The sequence below is a fragment of the Micromonospora sp. NPDC049366 genome (assembly GCF_044466625.1).
GTDB lineage: Bacteria > Actinomycetota > Actinomycetes > Mycobacteriales > Micromonosporaceae > Micromonospora.
In genome coordinates, this window is sequence record NZ_JBITMV010000011.1 from 125,013 (window position 1) to 140,843 (window position 15,831).

At 73.4% G+C, this 15,831-nt stretch carries 10 protein-coding genes and 2 pseudogenes; 9 read left to right on the forward strand and 3 right to left on the reverse strand.

Translation table 11 applies throughout. From position 1 onward, the window contains the following. Positions 1-65: 65 nt before the first annotated feature. Entirely contained in the window at positions 66-968 is a 903-nt protein-coding gene (locus ACIBTV_RS17450) for a sulfurtransferase (protein ID WP_396705984.1), read from the forward strand. A gap of 53 nt (positions 969-1,021) precedes the next feature. Here ACIBTV_RS17450 and ACIBTV_RS17455 read toward each other — a convergent pair whose 3' ends face one another. Next, positions 1,022-1,597, reverse strand: a complete 576-nt coding sequence (locus ACIBTV_RS17455) for a TetR family transcriptional regulator (protein WP_396705986.1) — start codon at positions 1,595-1,597, stop codon at positions 1,022-1,024. Positions 1,598-1,700: 103 nt separating this feature from the next. On the opposite strand from ACIBTV_RS17455, the pseudogene ACIBTV_RS17460 reads away from it, so the two are divergent. Next, a pseudogene (locus ACIBTV_RS17460) lies at positions 1,701-2,645 on the forward strand (FAD-dependent oxidoreductase); the annotation flags it as partial. 293 nt (positions 2,646-2,938) lie between these two features. Here ACIBTV_RS17460 and ACIBTV_RS17465 read toward each other — a convergent pair. Next, positions 2,939-4,273 (reverse strand): annotated as a pseudogene (locus ACIBTV_RS17465) (MFS transporter); the annotation flags it as partial. On the opposite strand from ACIBTV_RS17465, the gene ACIBTV_RS17470 reads away from it, so the two are divergent. The 5 genes from ACIBTV_RS17470 (at position 4,217) to ACIBTV_RS17490 (ending at position 12,114) form a co-directional block, all read left to right on the forward strand. Next, positions 4,217-6,004 (forward strand): HSP90 family protein, encoded by a 1,788-nt coding sequence (locus ACIBTV_RS17470; RefSeq protein WP_396705988.1) that lies wholly within the window; start codon positions 4,217-4,219, stop codon positions 6,002-6,004. The pseudogene ACIBTV_RS17465 and the gene ACIBTV_RS17470 overlap by 57 nt on opposite strands. 3 nt (positions 6,005-6,007) lie before the next feature. After that, entirely contained in the window at positions 6,008-8,884 is a 2,877-nt protein-coding gene (locus ACIBTV_RS17475) for a hypothetical protein (protein WP_396705989.1), read from the forward strand. A 108-nt stretch (positions 8,885-8,992) separates the two neighbouring features. Then, positions 8,993-9,592, forward strand: a complete 600-nt coding sequence (locus ACIBTV_RS17480) for a TetR/AcrR family transcriptional regulator (protein WP_396705991.1) — start codon at positions 8,993-8,995, stop codon at positions 9,590-9,592. Between the two features lie 120 nt (positions 9,593-9,712). Then, positions 9,713-11,050 carry an acetyl/propionyl/methylcrotonyl-CoA carboxylase subunit alpha gene (locus ACIBTV_RS17485; RefSeq protein ID WP_396705993.1) on the forward strand — a complete coding sequence of 446 codons (1,338 nt, stop codon included), beginning with the start codon at positions 9,713-9,715 and terminating at the stop codon, positions 11,048-11,050. Between the two features lie 149 nt (positions 11,051-11,199). Further along, on the forward strand, positions 11,200-12,114 hold the full coding sequence (locus tag ACIBTV_RS17490) for a hydroxymethylglutaryl-CoA lyase (protein WP_396705995.1): 915 nt from the start codon (positions 11,200-11,202) through the stop codon (positions 12,112-12,114). 139 nt (positions 12,115-12,253) lie between these two features. On the opposite strand, the gene ACIBTV_RS17495 is transcribed toward ACIBTV_RS17490, so the two are convergent. After that, positions 12,254-12,829, reverse strand: a complete 576-nt coding sequence (locus ACIBTV_RS17495; protein ID WP_396705997.1) for a snapalysin family zinc-dependent metalloprotease — start codon at positions 12,827-12,829, stop codon at positions 12,254-12,256. Positions 12,830-13,000: 171 nt separating this feature from the next. Between ACIBTV_RS17495 and ACIBTV_RS17500 the strand changes: the two genes are divergently transcribed. Both ACIBTV_RS17500 and ACIBTV_RS17505 read left to right on the forward strand, forming a co-directional pair. Next, positions 13,001-14,533 (forward strand): acyl-CoA carboxylase subunit beta, encoded by a 1,533-nt coding sequence (locus tag ACIBTV_RS17500; RefSeq protein ID WP_396705999.1) that lies wholly within the window; start codon positions 13,001-13,003, stop codon positions 14,531-14,533. Positions 14,534-14,598: 65 nt separating this feature from the next. Next, positions 14,599-15,747: an acyl-CoA dehydrogenase family protein gene (locus ACIBTV_RS17505; protein WP_396706001.1), complete on the forward strand. Its 1,149-nt coding sequence runs from the start codon at positions 14,599-14,601 to the stop codon at positions 15,745-15,747. Positions 15,748-15,831 lie beyond the last annotated feature (84 nt).

The following is a 15,831-nucleotide window of genomic DNA, read 5'->3' on the forward strand; positions in this document are numbered from 1 at the left end:
GCAACGGATGGGGGGCCGGTCACGTTTTCCGGTTGGTCACCGTGATCCGGCGTAGGTTGGGGATCATGTCTGTGCCGAGCGATCCTGATCCGCGCCTGCAGGCGTACGCGGATCCGCAGCGGCTGGTCACGACCGAGTGGCTGGCCGAGCACCTGGGCGACGAGGGCCTCGTCGTCATCGAGTCCGACGAGGACGTCCTGCTCTACGACACCGGTCACATCCCGGGTGCCGTGAAGGTGGACTGGCACCTGGAACTGAACGACCAGGTGACCCGGGACTACCTCGACGCCAAGAGCTTCGCCGAGCTGTGTGCCGCCAAGGGCATCGGCCGCGACGACACGGTGGTGTTCTACGGCGACAACTTCAACTGGTGGGCCGCGTACGCCCTCTGGGTCTTCTCGCTCTTCGGCCACCAGGATGTGCGGCTGCTCGACGGCGGCCGGCAGAAGTGGATCGCCGAGGGGCGCGAGCTCAGCCGGGACAAGGTGTCCCGGCCGCGGGCCGACTACCCGGTTCCGCAGCGGGACGACGCGCCGCTGCGGGCTTACCGCGAGCAGGTGATGGCGCACGTGGCCGCCGGCCGGCCGCTGGTCGACGTGCGGTCCCCGGGTGAGTACACGGGCGAGATGCTGCACATGCCGGACTACCCGCAGGAGGGCGCGCTGCGCGGCGGGCACATCCCCGGCGCGGTCAACAAGCCGTGGAAGTCGGCGGCCAACGAGGACGGCACGTTCAAGTCCGCCGACGAGCTGCGGGCGATCTACGCCGACCAGCTCGGGCTGACGGCGGACGACGACATCGTGGCCTACTGCCGGATCGGGGAGCGGTCCAGCCACACCTGGTTCGTGCTGCGCCACCTGCTCGGTTATCCGCAGGTGCGCAACTACGACGGCTCGTGGACCGAGTGGGGCAACCTGGTGCGGGCCCCCGTCGTGAAGGGTGACCAGCCCGGCGGGCTGAACCCCTGACAGTTGGCCTCCGACGGCCCGTCCCCGACCCGGGGGCGGGCCGTCGCCGTTCGTCACTCCTGGGGTCGTCCGGTCAGGTAGCGCTGGAGGGTCGGCGCGAGCCACGCGACCAGCTCGTCGGGTGTCATGTCCACCACCGGCGGCAGCCGGACGATGTACCGGGCGAAGGCCAGGCCGAGGGTCTGACTGGCCACCAGCCCGGCCCGCCGCGCGGTGCTCGCCGGGTCGGTGCCGAACCGGGCCACCGCGTCGGTGAGCTGGTTGGCGAAGATGTCGCGGATCCGCTCGGCGGCGCCGGGATTCGTGCTGGCGGCGCGCAGCAGCGCGGCGAGGGTCTCGTCCCCCTCCCACCGGTCGAGGAAGTGCCGCACCAGCACCTGCCCCAGCCGCTGCGGCGGCACGTCGGCCAGGTCGGGCAGGCGCAGGTCGAACTCGGCCGCCGCCGCGAACAGTCCCTCCTTGCTGCCGTAGTAGCGCATCACCATCGACGGGTCGATCCGGGCGTCGGCGGCGATGGCGCGGATGGTGGCCCGGTCGTAGCCGTCGGCGGCGAATCGTTCCCGAGCGGCCCGCAGGATGGCGGCTCGGGTGGCGTCGGAGCGGCGGGCACGGGGTGCGGCGGCGGTCATGCCCACGACTGTAGGCCAACAAGCGTTGACATCGACGGAGGCCCACCTCTACCGTTGCGCCAACAAGTGTTGGCAAACGGCCGTTGGCATTCGGAGGTGGGCCATGCTGCCCCAACGCACCGACGTCCTCGTGGTGGGAGGCGGCCCGACCGGCCTCGCCACCGCGCTCACCCTCGCCCGGCGCGGCGTCGACGTGACCGTGGTCGACCAGCAGGAACAGCCCCCGCTGACCTCCCGCGCGGCGGTCGTCCACGCGTACACCCTGGAGGTGCTGGACCGGATCGACGCCGCGGCGCCGCTCGTCGCCCAGGGCGTCCGGGCGCCGCGGTTCACCGTGCGGGACCGGGACCGGGTGCTGCTCGCGGTGCCGTTCCACCGGCTGCCGACCCGGTTCCCCTACGCGCTGCTGGTCTCCCAGGCGGTCACCGAGGCGGTGCTCACCGCGCGGCTGGCCGACCTCGGGGTGCGGGTGCGGCGGCCGTGCCGGTTGACCGGCCTGACCCGCACCGCCGACGGGATCGTCGCCGGGACCGACCGCGGCGAGGTGCGGGCCCGGTTCGTGGTCGGCGCGGACGGCCTGCACAGCGCCGTCCGCGAGCTGAGCGGCATCGGCTTCGCCGGCCCGACCGCCGTCGAGTCGTTCGTGCTCGCCGACGTCCGGGTGCACAGTGCCCTGCCCCGCGACGAGGCCGCCCTCTTCCTGGCCCGCCCCGGGCCGCTGGTCTGGGCGCCGCTGCCGGACGGAGTCGTCCGTCTGGTCGCCGCCGTGCCGACCGCGCCCGCCCAACCCGACCTGGCCCACCTTCAGGCGCTGCTCGACGAGCGCGGGCCCGCGCGGCGACCCGACCGGGTGACCGAGGTGCTCTGGGGCTCCCGGTTCCGGGTGCACCACCGGATCGCCGACACGTTCCGGTCCGGGCCGGTGCTGCTCGCCGGCGACGCCGGGCACGTCCACAGCCCGGCCGGCGGGCAGGGCATGAACCTGGGGATCTGCGACGCGGTCGCCGCCGGCACCGCGCTGGCCGACGTGCTCGCCGGAGGACCGGACGGACTCCTCGACGCGTACGCCGCCCGGCAGCGCCCCATGGCCGAGGACGTCCTGAGCTTCGCCGCCGGGCTCACCCGGCTGGCCACCCTGCCCCCCGGCCGGTCGACCGGTGCGGGACGTGCTGCTCCGGGTGCTCGGCGCCCTGCCGCCGGTCCGGCAGCGGATCGCCCTGCGTCTCTCCGGGCTGTCCCATCGCGAGCGGGGTCCGGTGCCGGAGCGGCCGGTCGCAGCACCCGCCACGCCGCGAGGGTGACCAGCCCGAACGTGCCGGCCGCCGCCACCGCCACGGGTGCCGTCCCGTACGCCGCGCCGACCAGTCCGGCGAGCGCGGCGCCGAGGGGCGCGGTGACCAGACCGAGCATCCGCTGCACGGAACCCACCCGACCGAGCAGCCGGGCCGGCACGCGCTGCTGCCCGTACGACGCCCAGAGGCTGTTCCACACCGACGTGCCCGCGGCGAACACGGCCAGCGCCAGCCCGGCCGGCAGCGGGTGCCGGGCCACCGCGAACCCGGTCAGGGCGCCCGTCTGCACGGCGAGCACCGTACGCAGGGCGGGCACCGTGCCCAGCCGGGCCGCGAGCCGTCCCGAGCCGAGCGCACCGGCGACCCCGCCCAGGACGGCGGCGGCGACGAACAGCCCGTAGCCGGCCGGCGGCACCCGCAGCACGTCCAGCGCGTAGAGCACCAGGACCGCCAGCAGCCCGCTGATCGCCAGGTTGCTGGCGGCGGTCAGCAGATTGATCCGCAACAGCGTGGGCTCTCCGCGAACGAACCGCAGCCCCTCCCGAACATCCGCCCACACGGACGCGCGCCCGCTACCCGTTGCCCCGACCGTGCGGTCACGGCCCGCCGTGTCGGGGCGCGACATGCCCGATCGCGGGGCGGTGGAGACGGCTAGCACCAGCGCGGCGGCGACGGCGAACGTCACGGCGTCGGCGGCGAACGGGAGGGCCGGTGCGGCCGTGAACAGCAGTCCGGCGGCGGGCGCGCCGAGGAACCCGCCCGCCACCGCCGCGCCCGCCTGCAACCGGCCGTTGGCCCGGGGCAGCGCCGCCGGCGGCACCAGCGCGGGCAGCAGCGCGAACGAGGCCGCGTCGAAGAGAGTGCCCAGCGCGGCGAGCAGGAACGCCGCCACCAGCAGCGTCACGATGCCCACCCCGTCCAGGGCGATCGCCACCGCGAGCGCGGCCACCACGACGGCCCGCAGCCCGTCCACCGCGGCCATCGTCCGGCGGCGGTCCCAGCGGTCCGCGTACACGCCGCCGAGCAGGCCGAGGAGCAGCGGCGGCACCTGCGCGGCCACGGTGACCGCGGCGATCACCCGGGCGTCGCGGGTCACCGTCGCGGCCAGCAGAGCCAGGGCCGGCGTACGCAACGCGTCGCCGAAGCGGGAGGAGACGGTGGCGGACCAGAGCAGGTGGTAGTCGCGGCCGAGCCGGGAGTCGGGCATGGCGGCGATCGTGCGGTCTCGACCCGGTCGAGGGTCAACCCCGCCGGATGAAAGGGGGACGCGGCTGTCGGTGATCATCGGTACGGTTGGCGCCGGCATCGGACCGGGGAGCTTCCACTCGTGGATCACACCTTTCAGGTCGACCTCCGAGGCGTGGTCGACCTGCTCAGTCACCATCTCTACGGCAGTCCGCGGGTCTACGTCCGCGAGCTGCTCCAGAACGCGGTCGACGCGATCACCGCGCGGCGGGCCACCGAGCCCGACGCGCCCGCGCTGATCCGTGTCGAACCGCCCGAGCTGACCGGCGACGGCACACTGCGGGTGCACGACACCGGGATCGGGCTCACCGAGGCGCAGGTGCACGAGCTGCTCGCCACCATCGGCCGCAGCTCCAAGCGCGACGACCTGGGCTTCTCCCGGCACGAGTTCCTCGGCCAGTTCGGCATCGGCCTGCTCTCCTGTTTCCTGGTGGCCGACGAGATCCGGGTGCTCACCCGGCACGGCGACCAGCCGACGGTGCGGTGGACCGGCCACTCCGACGGTCGCTACGCGGTCGAGCCGGCCGCGCCCGGCGAGGAGCGCGGCGAGCCGGGCACCACCGTGACGCTGGTCCCGCGCCGCGACGCCGAGCAGTGGTACGCCACCCCCACCGTCACCGAGCTGGCGCGGCTCTTCGGCTCGCTGCTGCCGGTCACCGTGCGCGTCGGCGACGTCGTCACCACCGCCGGGCCGCCACCGTGGCCGACCGAGCCGGGAGCGCCGGTGGACCGGGCCGCCCTGATCCGCTACGCGCGGGAGACGCTCGGCTTCGACCCCTTCGACGTGCTGCCGCTGTCGGTGCCGGAGGCGGGGTTGACCGGCGTCGCGTTCGTCCTGCCCGAGCCGGTCAACCCGGCGGCCCGCACCGGCCACCGCGTCTATCTCAAGCGGATGCTGCTCACCGAGCACGCCGACGGCCTGCTGCCCGACTGGGCGTTCTTCGCACACTGCGTGGTCGACGCGAGCGAGCTGCGCCCGACCGCCAGTCGGGAGGCCCTCTACGAGGACACCCTGCTCACCGCAGTCCGGGAGGCGCTCGGCGACCAGGTACGCGGATGGCTGGTCCGGCTGGCGAAGCACGACCCGCGCCGGCTCGCCGAGTTCCTCCAGGTGCACCACCTCGGGGTCAAGGCGCTCGCGCTGCGCGACGACGAGATGCTCCGCCTGGTCGACCAGTGGTGGCCGATGGACACCAACGTCGGCACGCTCACCCTGGCCGAGTTCCGCGCCCGGCACGGCCTGATCCGCTACGCGGCCAGCCTCGACGAGTTCCGTCAGCTCGCCGCCGTGGCGGCGGCGCAGGATCTGGCGGTGGTCAACGGCGGCTACACCTACGACACCGAGCTGATCGAGCGGCTGCCCACCATCGACCGGTCGGTGCTCATCGAACGGCTGGAGCCGAGCGACCTGACCACCCGGTTCGACGCCCTCGACCCGCAGGTCGAGCTGGCCCTGCGGCCGTTCCTCGCCGCCGCCCAGCGGTCCCTGGAGCGCACCGGCTGCGAGGTGGTGATCCGCGCGTACGACCCGGTGTCGCTGCCCGCGCTCTACCTGATCAGCCGCTCGGCCGCGTTCAACGACCAGCTCGCGTCCAGTCGCGACCGGGCCGACGAGCTGTGGGGCGGTGTGCTCGACGCGCTGGCCGCGTCCGCGCCGCCGGACCGGCCGCAGCTGGTGCTCAACCACCGCAACCCGCTGGTCCGCCGGGTCACCACGCTGACCGACCCGCAGCTGGTCGGGCTCGCCGTGGAGGCGCTCTACGGGCAGGCGTTGCTGCTCGGCCACCACCCGATCCGCGCGGCCGACGCCGCGCTGCTGAACAGTTCCTTCCTCGGCCTGCTCGGCCGGGCCGTACCGGGACAGGAGTGAGCGGTGACCACCAGCGAAGAGGACCTGTGGCGGGTGCTGCGCGAGGTCAACGGCATGCCGTACGGCGCCGGGCAGATCGCCGCCCTGGAGCAGCTGCTCCGGCGGGTCGACGCGGCCGACGACCGGCACCTGGCCTTCGTCACCCGGATGCAGGCGACCACCGCCTACATCTACGGTGGCGAGCCGGCCAAGTCCTTCGTGACGTTCTCCTGGTGCCTCTCCGAGTTCGACCGGGATCCGCAGCCCTACCACGCGCGGCACTCCCGGCAGCTCCTCTGGCACTTCAAATACATGGTCAACGGGATGCTGACGTTCCCGGAGGTGCCGCTCGACCGCACGTACGCCGTGCTCGACGACATGGAACGGCGCTACCGAGCCGCCGGGCACAGCCTCCAGGCCGTCCACAAGCACCGGTTCCGGGTCGCCGACCACATCGGTGACACCGCTGCCGCCGCCCACTGGTACCGGCTCTGGCAGACCACCCCGCGCGACGACCTCAGCGACTGCGCCGGCTGCGACCCGACCACCCAGGTGCAGTACCTGACGGACACCGACGCGTACGCCGAGGCGGTGACGCTCGCCGAACCGGTGCTCGCCGGGCGGCTCAGCTGCAACGAGCAGCCGCAGGCGATCCTGACCGCGCTGCTCCTGCCGTACCTGCGCACCGGCCGGCACGACGAGGCGCGCGGCGCGCACCGGGAGGCGTACCGGCGGCAGCGCGGCAACCTCTCGGACCTGTGGGACATCGGCCAGCACATCGAGTTCTGCACGTTGACCGGCAACGAGGCGCGCGCCCTCGAACTGGTCGAGCGGCACCTCGACTGGCTGGACCGGGCGCCCTCGCCGGCCGCCGCCATGCACTTCGCCGCCGCCGCGGCCGCCGCGCTCCGACAGGTGGACGGCGAGATGACCGTCTACCGGCGGGCGGCGGGCGACCGACCGGCTGCCGACGTCCCGGCGGCCCGGCTCGCCGACGAACTGGCCGACACCGCCACCGCGCTGGCCGTCCGCTTCGACACCCGCAACGGCACCGGGCATCAGTCCGCGCTGGTCGCCGCCCGACTGGCGATCCGACCGACCGGTGAGCACCTGCCGCTCTCGGCGAGCCTGCGCCGCCGGCCCGCCACCGTCGCGGTCGGGTCGGCCGGAGCCGGCGGCGCGGCACCCGTCGACGACTCCGTTGCGATCCCGCCCGCCCCCGTCGAGGTGCCCGCCGACGCGAGCCCCGACGACCTGCTGCACTTCGCCGAGGACCACTGGCGACGGCACGACCCGGACACGTTCCGGGCCGCGCTGGCCGCGTACGACGAGCGCTTCGCCGGCACCGAGCTGCCCCCGGCGACCGTCGCGCACCGGACGGAGCTGCGCTCGGCCGAGCTGACCGACGACGGCGACCACCCGGCCGCGGTCGAGACCGCGCGGCTGGCGCTGTCGGCGTACCGCGAGCTGGGCGACGAGGTCCGGGCCCAGGTGGTGACCGGTCGGCTCGGGGTGCTGCTCAGCATGACCGACGAGGGCGCCGAGGAGGGGTTGGCGCTGGTCACGGCCGCCGCCGAGGCGCTGGAGACGATCGGTGACGCCCGGCTGCGGGCCGCCGGGCACGACCGTGTCGCGTTGGCGCTGGTGCACGGGCAGCGCTGGGCCGAGGCGCTGGCCGCGCTCGACCGGGTGCCGGCCGACGCCGGCGGCGACCCCTACCTGGCACTGCGCGTGGCGCTGCACCGCACGCACCTGCTCGAAGAGCTGGAACGGGAGGACGAGTTCCGGGCGGCGGCCGGGCACACCCGTGGGCTGGCCCGGGAGCTGGGCGTCGGTGAGCTGCTGATGACGGCCTCCCTGGCGTACGCCCGGGCCACCGATGACCCGGAGGAGGCGGTCGACGCCTGCGACGAGGCGCTGCGCGTCGCGCCGACCGCCGCGCTGCTGCCCGTCCGGGTGGCGCGGGGCCGGGCGCTGATGGCGGCCGGACGCGCGGGTGAGGCGGTGGACGACTTCGCCGAGGCGGTGACGCTCTGCGTCGAGCAGGGGGCGGAGGGCGACGCGTTCCTGCGCTGGGAGCTGGCGAACGCGTACCGCGTGGCCGGACGGTTGGGCGAGGCGGCCGAGGTCGCCGAGGAGGCGGTGCTCGGGCTCGACCGGCTCGGCGCGCAGGCCGAGGCGGACCGCTGTCGCCACCTGCTCGCCGGCGTCTACCAGCGCCTCGGCGAGATCGACCCGGCGCTGGTGCTGCTCGACCAGCTCGCCGCCAACTTCGACGGGCCCGACAACCTGCCGCACCGGGGCCAGGTGCTGGAGGAGGCCGGCGGGATCCTCTACGACGCCGACCGCGACGCTCTGGCCGCGCAGCGGTTCGGGGCGGCCGCGCGGGCGTACGAGCTGGCGGGGCTGCGCCTGGACGAGCTTCGGGCGCGCCGCCGGGAGGTGCACGCGTGGCTCTGGTCCGGCGACGGCACGGCGGCGGCGCGCACGCTGGAGGTGCTGGACAGTCGCGCGGCGACCGTGGCCGGTGGGGCGGACCTGTCGCCGCCGGAGACGTATGAGCTGGCGCTCGCCGCCGAGGCGGGCGCACGGGTGCTGGCTGCCGACGGCCGGGAGGACGCGGCGCTGGACCGGCTGGCCGGGGTTCCCGAACGGCTCCGGTCGATCGAGGCGTTCGGCGAGGCGGCGCAGAGCGAGGTGTTCGGCGGCGAGTTGCTGCTGCGGCTGGGCCGGCCGGAGGAGGCGGAGCGGGTGCTGCGGGACGTGCTGCGCGGGCTGCCCGCCGGCCGTGGCCCGGCCCAGCAGGCCGCCTGGCTGCTCGCCAGGGCGCTCGACGAGCTGGGCCGCCCGGACGAGGCGACCGCGTTGCGCGCGGAGCACGGGCTCGACCACGAGCACTGAACGAGGCGGGGCGGGCGTGCCGGTGGGCGTGCCCGCCCCGGTGAAGTGTGATCAACCGCCCGGTAACCACGCCTCCACCTCGCGCTGCCACAGGTCTACGCTTGCCCGGTGAGCGTGGAGCAGCAGGCACGGGGCGCGGCGGGCGCGGGTCGTCGCCGCTCCCGCAAGGACGAGATCCTGGAGATCGCGGTCGGTCTCTTCGCGGCCCGCGGCTACCACGGCGTCTCCATGGACGACATCGGTGCGGCCGCCGGCGTCACCGGGCCGGCGCTCTACCACCACTTCGCCGGCAAGGAGGCGATGCTGGTCGCCGCGCTCGTCCCGGTGAGCGAGGGACTGCTCGCCGGCGGCCGGGAGCGGGCCGCCGGCCACCCCGACGACCCCCGGGGCGCGTTGGAGTCGCTGATCGACTTCCACGTCGACTTCGCCCTGGCCAACCCGGCGGTCATCGCCCTGCACCTGCACGAGCTGGACCGGCTCCCCGACGAGCCGCGCCGTCGCATCCGCCGGCTCCAGCGGATGTACGTCGAGGAGTGGGTCACCGTGCTCACCGCCCTGCATCCCGGCATGTCGGCCGGCGAGGCGCGGGTGCTGGCCCACGCCGCGTTCGGTCTCATGAACTCGACGCCGTTCCTCGGCGGCGAGGTCGACCGCCGCCGCCGCGCCGAACTGCTGCGCGGCGCCACCCTGGCCGCCCTCCTGGCCTGACCCCCACCCCTCGCCGGCCCGACCGGGGCCGGGGAGGGTCCGGGTGAGGGTGCTCGTGGGGGGTGGGGGTGGCATGGTTTCCTGACAGGCGTCCCGACATCTGGACACTGGGGAGGAACCATGATCGATTCACTGCTGGTGGCCAACCGGGGCGAGATCGCCCGCCGGATCATCCGGACCGCCAGGCGGCTCGGCGTCCGCGCCATCGCGGTGCACTCCGAGGCCGACGCCGACCTGCCCTTCGTCACCGAGGCCGACGAGGCGGTCTGCGTGGGCCCGGCCAACCCGGCGCAGAGCTACCGCAACACCGAGGCGATCCTCGCCGCCGCCAAGGCCACCGGTGCGCAGGCGATCCACCCCGGCTACGGGTTCCTGTCGGAGAACGCGGACTTCGCCCGTACGGTCGAATCGAGCGGCCTGATCTGGGTCGGACCCGGCGCCGACGCGATCGACGCGATGGGCGACAAGATCAATGCCCGGAATCTCATGGCGGCGGCCGGTGTCCCGGTCGCGCCCGGCACCACCGAGCCGGCGGCCGACCTGGCGGCCGCGGTCGCTGCGGCGGCGGAGATCGGCTACCCGGTCATGGTCAAGGCCGCGGCCGGCGGTGGCGGCATGGGCATGGGCGTGGCGGTCGACGAGGCCGCGCTGAGCACCGAGTACGACAAGGTGCGCGCGTTCGCCGAGCGGATGTTCGGTGACGGGTCCGTGCTGATCGAGCGTTACTTCCCCCGGGTACGCCACGTCGAGGTGCAGATCCTCGGCCTCGCCGACGGGCGGGTCGTGGCGCTCGGCGAGCGGGAGTGCTCGGTGCAGCGGCGCAACCAGAAGCTCGTCGAGGAGTCGCCGTCCCCGGCGCTCACGCCGGAGCTGCGGGAGCGGTTCCTGGCGGCGGCGGTACGCGCCGGCGAGGCGGTCGGCTACCGCAACGCGGGCACGGTCGAGTGCCTGTTCGACCCGGGCACGAACGAGTTCTTCTTCCTGGAGATGAACACCCGGCTGCAGGTGGAGCACCCGGTGACCGAGCTGGTCTACGGCCTGGACCTGGTGGAGGAGCAGCTGCGGGTGGCGTCGGGTCTCGCCCCGACGTTCGACCCGGACGCCCTCGCCCCGCGCGGTCACGCCATCGAACTGCGTGTGAACGCCGAGGACCCGAAGCGCTTCCTGCCCGGCCCGGGTGTGATCAGCGTGTGGAACGAGCCGGTCGGCGCGGGGGTCCGGGTCGATTCCGGGTACGTCGCGGGCAACACGGTCACCCCGTTCTACGACAGCCTGATGGCGAAGTTGATCGTCAGCGGCGCGGACCGGGCCGAGGCGATCGAGCGGGCGAAGGCGGCGGTGGCGGCCTTCGAGGTCACCGGCCCGAAGTGCAACCTGCCCTTCTTCGCCGAGCTGCTGGAGAACCCCGAGTTCCTCAGCGGCGACTACGACACCGCCATAGTCACCCGCCTCCGTTGACCCCCCTCCGCGCTGATCACGAAGTTGTTGCCGTCCGGATCGGCGTGTCGCGGCAACAACTTCATGATCACGCGAGACCGAGGGGCGGGTGGGGGTGACATGCTGGGGGCACCGAGGACCAGCACCGCGTCACAGTGAGGTGACCCCTTATGACGAGCCTGCCGAACTCCGTGTCGATCCGTGAGGTCGGGCCCCGCGACGGCCTGCAGAACGAGGATCCGATCCCGACCGACGCCAAGGTGCAACTGCTCGACGCGCTCTCCGGCACCGGCGTGCAGCGGATCGAGGCGGTGTCGTTCGTCCACCCGAAGGCGATCCCGCAGATGGCCGACGCGGACGAGGTGTGGCAGCGCGCGCGCAGGGCCGACGGCGTGCGCTACTCGGCGCTGGTGCCGAACACGCGCGGGGCGCAGCGCGCCCTGGCCGCCGGGTTCACCGAGATCGAGGTGGTCGTCTCGGCGAGCGACATGCACAACCGGCGCAACGTCAACCGGTCCACCGAGGAGTCATTGGACGACATCGCCGAGCTGATCGACCTGCTGCACGGCGCGGGCGCCCGGGCCGAGGTGATCGTGGCGACCAGCTTCGGCTGCCCCTACGAGGGGGACATCGACCCGCAGCGGGTCGCCGGCATCGTCGACCGCGTCGTCCGCGACGGCGCGGACCGGGTGGCGTTCGGCGACACCACCGGCATGGGTACGCCCCGGCGGGTCCGCGACCTGCTGACCGCGGTACGTGACCGCAACGCCCACGTCCCGGTGCTCCTGCACTTCCACAACACCCGGGGCACCGCCCTGGCCAACCTGCTCACCGCCTTGGAGCTCGGGGTGACGGAGTTCGACGCGAGCGTCGGCGGCCTCGGCGGCTGCCCGTACGCGCCGGGCGCGAGCGGCAACCTGGCCACCGAGGAGGCGGTGCACATGCTGCACGACATGGGCATCGACACCGGCATCGACCTGGACGCGCTCGTCGAGGCGGCGGAGCTGGCCGAGCGGCTGGTCGGCCGGCAGCTCCCGTCCGGTGTGCTGCGCGCAGGCCCCCGCACCCGCCTCACCGCCGCGTAACAGCGGCCGGATCGTCGAAGAGCCGGCCCCGGGTGACCGACGGCGACGCCGCAGGGGTCGGGCCCGGCGTGACCGACGGCGACGCCGGAGGGGCGGCTCGGGTGCCAGCCCCTCCGGCGTCTCTGGTCGGGACGGGACGTCAGCCCACCGTCGCCGGCGCGGCCGGCCAGCTGTCCTGGAAGATCATGGTCCCGGCGTCGGCGGCGCGCTCGGCGGCGCTGCTGCGGGTGCCGGCGAAGAGGTTGGTGACCCGGTTCGCCTCGGTGCTGCTCGGGTAGGGGTTGGTGCAGCTGGTGCCGGCGCTGCCGCCGGACATCAGGATCGCGCAGTTCCCGTTGTAGTTGTCCGGCAGGCCGAGGATGTGCCCGATCTCGTGGGTCATGATCCGCAGCGGGCTGTACTGCTGGGCCTGCTGGGTGTCGATGTAGACGCGACCGTTGCCGAGGCTGGTCCGCACGGCGTACGAGCCGCCGCCGGTGATCTGGTAGATCCGCAGGTTGCTGCCGCAGTTGGCGGTGAGCGTCAGGTTCGAGGTGGCGTTGTTCCAGATCGAGGCGGCCTGGTTGGCGATGCTGGCGTAGCTGGGCGCCTGGCTGGTGTTGTAGCAGATCGTCATGGCGGCGGCGGCGGGCGACGGGTTGGCGACCGTGACGCCGAGGGTGGCGACCGCCGTCGTGATCGACGCGGCGGCGAACCGTTTGATGCGAGAGGTCATCTCTGACTCCATTCGGATGGGGTGTCAGGAGCCTAGGCATATACATCTATTAATTTCAATGTCTTGAGTCGAGTCGGTGGTCGCGCGCGGGGTGCGGCCTCCGGGTGGTCCGACGTCGCCGAAATGCGATAGCCTAACGATCGTTCAGGTCGGTACGGCGAGGGAGTCGGCGTGACGCTCGACGGTGAGGCACTGGAGCAGCTGCGCAAGCGGGCCCGGGCCGGCGGGGCGGACAAGTACCACGCGGCGAACGCCGCCAAGGGCAAGCTGTTCGCGCGGGAGCGGGTCGCGCTCCTGGTCGACGAGGGCAGCTTCGTCGAGGACGGCCTCTACGCCAACGCGCTGGCCGAGGGCCTGCCCGCCGACGGCGTGGTCACCGGCACCGCCACCATCGACGGCCGCCAGGTGTGCCTGATGGCGAACGACTCGACCGTCAAGGCGGGCAGTTGGGGCGCGCGCACCGTCGAGAAGATCATCCGCGTCATCGAGCGGGCCTACACGACCGGCGTGCCGATGGTCTACCTGGTCGACTCGGCCGGCGCCCGGATCACCGACCAGGTCGAGCTCTTCCCCGGCCGCCGGGGTGCCGGAAAGATCTTCTGGAACCAGGTCCGCGCGTCCGGTTCGATCCCGCAGGTCTGCGCGCTGTTCGGCCCGAGCGCGGCGGGCGGGGCGTACATCCCGGCGTTCTGCGACGTGGTCGCCATGGTCGACGGCAACGCCAGCATGTATCTCGGCTCCGACCGGATGGTCGAGATGGTCACCGGCGAGAAGACCACCCTCGAAGCGATGGGTGGCGCCAAGGTTCACTGCGCCGAGTCCGGTGTCGGGCACTTCCTCTGCAAGACCGAGGCCGAGGCCCTGGACGTGGTGAAGCGCTACCTGTCCTACCTGCCGGCCAACTGGACGCAGGAGCCGCCGGCCGTCGAGGCCACGCCCGCGCCGGAGAAGGCCGACCTCGCCGCGCTGGTGCCGGCGAGCGAGCGGCAGGCGTTCGACATGCGGCGGTACGTCAAGGGCCTGCTCGACGAGGGCTCCTTCTTCGAGATCCAGGCACTGTGGGCCAAGGAGCTGACGATCGGCTTCGGCCGGCTGAACGGCGAGGTCGTCGGCGTGGTCGGCAACAACTCGATGTTCAAGGGCGGCGTGCTCTTCGTCGACTCCGCCGACAAGGCGACCCGGTTCGTCCAGCTCTGCGACGCGTTCAACGTGCCGCTGCTCTTCCTGAGCGACGTGCCCGGGTTCATGGTCGGCAGCGCGGTGGAGAAGCAGGGCATCATCCGGCACGGCGCCAAGATGATCACCGCGATCTCCGAGGCCACCGTGCCGAAGATCTGCGTCGTGGTCCGCAAGGCGTACGGCGCCGGCCTCTACGCGATGGCCGGGCCGGGCTTCGAGCCGGACGCCACCATCGCGCTGCCCACCGCCAAGATCGCGGTGATGGGCGCGGAGGCCGCGGTGAACGCCGTCTACGCCAACAAGATCGCCGCGATCGAGGACGAGGTCGAGCGCGCCGCGTTCGTCGCCGCCAAGCGTGAGGAGTACGAGCGCGACATCGACATCGTCCGGCTCGCCAGCGAACTGGTCGTCGACGCGATCGTTGAACCGCACGACCTGCGGGACGAACTCGTCCGCCGGTTCAGGGCCGCGCGCGGCAAGGAACGGCACTTCTCGCGGCGGCGGCACGGCGTCACCCCGGTCTGACCCGCACCGACCCGTCCCGGCCGGCGTCACGAGCGCTCGGCGGGCCCGTCCCACAGGAGGAACCCATGGACTTCCGGCTCACCGAGGAGCAAGAGGCGCTGCGGGAGAGCGTGCGGGACTTCGCCCGCGAGGTGGTCGCTCCGGTCATCGCCGAGCACTACGAGAGGCACACCTTCCCGTACGAGGTGATCCGGCAGATGGGCAAGATGGGCCTGTTCGGGCTCCCCTTCCCCGAGGAGCACGGCGGCATGGGTGGCGACTACTTCGCGCTCTGCCTGGCCCTGGAGGAGTTGGCCCGGGTCGACTCGAGCGTGGCCATCACGCTGGAGGCCGCCGTCTCGCTCGGCGCCATGCCGATCTACCGCTTCGGCACGGCCGAGCAGAAGGCGCAGTGGCTGCCGAAGCTGCTCAGCGGTGAGGCCCTGGCCGGCTTCGGGCTCACCGAGCCGGGCACCGGCTCCGACGCCGGTGGCACCCAGACCCGCGCCGTGCTGGACGGCGACGAGTGGGTGATCAACGGCTCCAAGGCGTTCATCACCAACTCGGGCACCGACATCACCGCCCTGGTGACGGTCACCGCGGTGACCGGGGTCCGCGCGGACGGCAGCAAGGAGCTGTCCACGATCATCGTCCCCAACGGCACCCCCGGCTTCACCGTCGCGCCCGGCTACTCCAAGGTCGGCTGGTCCGCGTCGGACACGCACGAGCTGACCTTCGACGACTGCCGGGTGCCGGCCGGGAACCTGCTCGGCGAGCGGGGCCGGGGCTTCGCCCAGTTCCTGCGCATCCTCGACGAGGGGCGCATCGCCATCGCCGCACTGGCGGTCGGCCTCGCTCAGGGCTGCGTGGACGAGTCACTGACGTACGCGAAGGAGCGGCAGGCCTTCGGCCAGTCGATCGGCAGCTACCAGGCGATCCAGTTCAAGATCGCGGACATGGAGGCGAAGGCGCACACGGCCCGGCTCGCCTACTACGACGCCGCCGCGCGGATGCTCGCCGGCGAGCCCTTCAAGCGGCAGGCGGCCATCGCCAAGCTGCACGCGAGCACGATCGCCGTGGACAACGCGCGCGAGGCCACCCAGATCCACGGCGGCTACGGCTTCATGAACGAGTACCCGGTCGCCCGGTTCTGGCGGGACTCCAAGATCCTGGAGATCGGTGAGGGCACCAGCGAGGTCCAGCGAATGATCATCGCCCGCGACCTCGGGCTCTGACGCCGCCCGGCGACCGCCCCGAGGCGGGGCCCGGCTCCGGCGGGCCGGCGCGGCCGTTGTCGGATATCGGCACCGGCGCGTCGG

Coding starts and splice junctions, on each gene's coding strand:
- ACIBTV_RS17505 (WP_396706001.1), top strand. CDS start 14,599: ATGGACTTCCGGCTCACCGAGGAGCAAGAGGCGCTGCGGGAGAGCGTG.
- ACIBTV_RS17455 (WP_396705986.1), bottom strand. CDS start 1,597: ATGACCGCCGCCGCACCCCGTGCCCGCCGCTCCGACGCCACCCGAGCC.
- ACIBTV_RS17490 (WP_396705995.1), top strand. CDS start 11,200: ATGACGAGCCTGCCGAACTCCGTGTCGATCCGTGAGGTCGGGCCCCGC.
- ACIBTV_RS17450 (WP_396705984.1), top strand. CDS start 66: ATGTCTGTGCCGAGCGATCCTGATCCGCGCCTGCAGGCGTACGCGGAT.
- ACIBTV_RS17495 (WP_396705997.1), bottom strand. CDS start 12,829: ATGACCTCTCGCATCAAACGGTTCGCCGCCGCGTCGATCACGACGGCG.
- ACIBTV_RS17485 (WP_396705993.1), top strand. CDS start 9,713: ATGATCGATTCACTGCTGGTGGCCAACCGGGGCGAGATCGCCCGCCGG.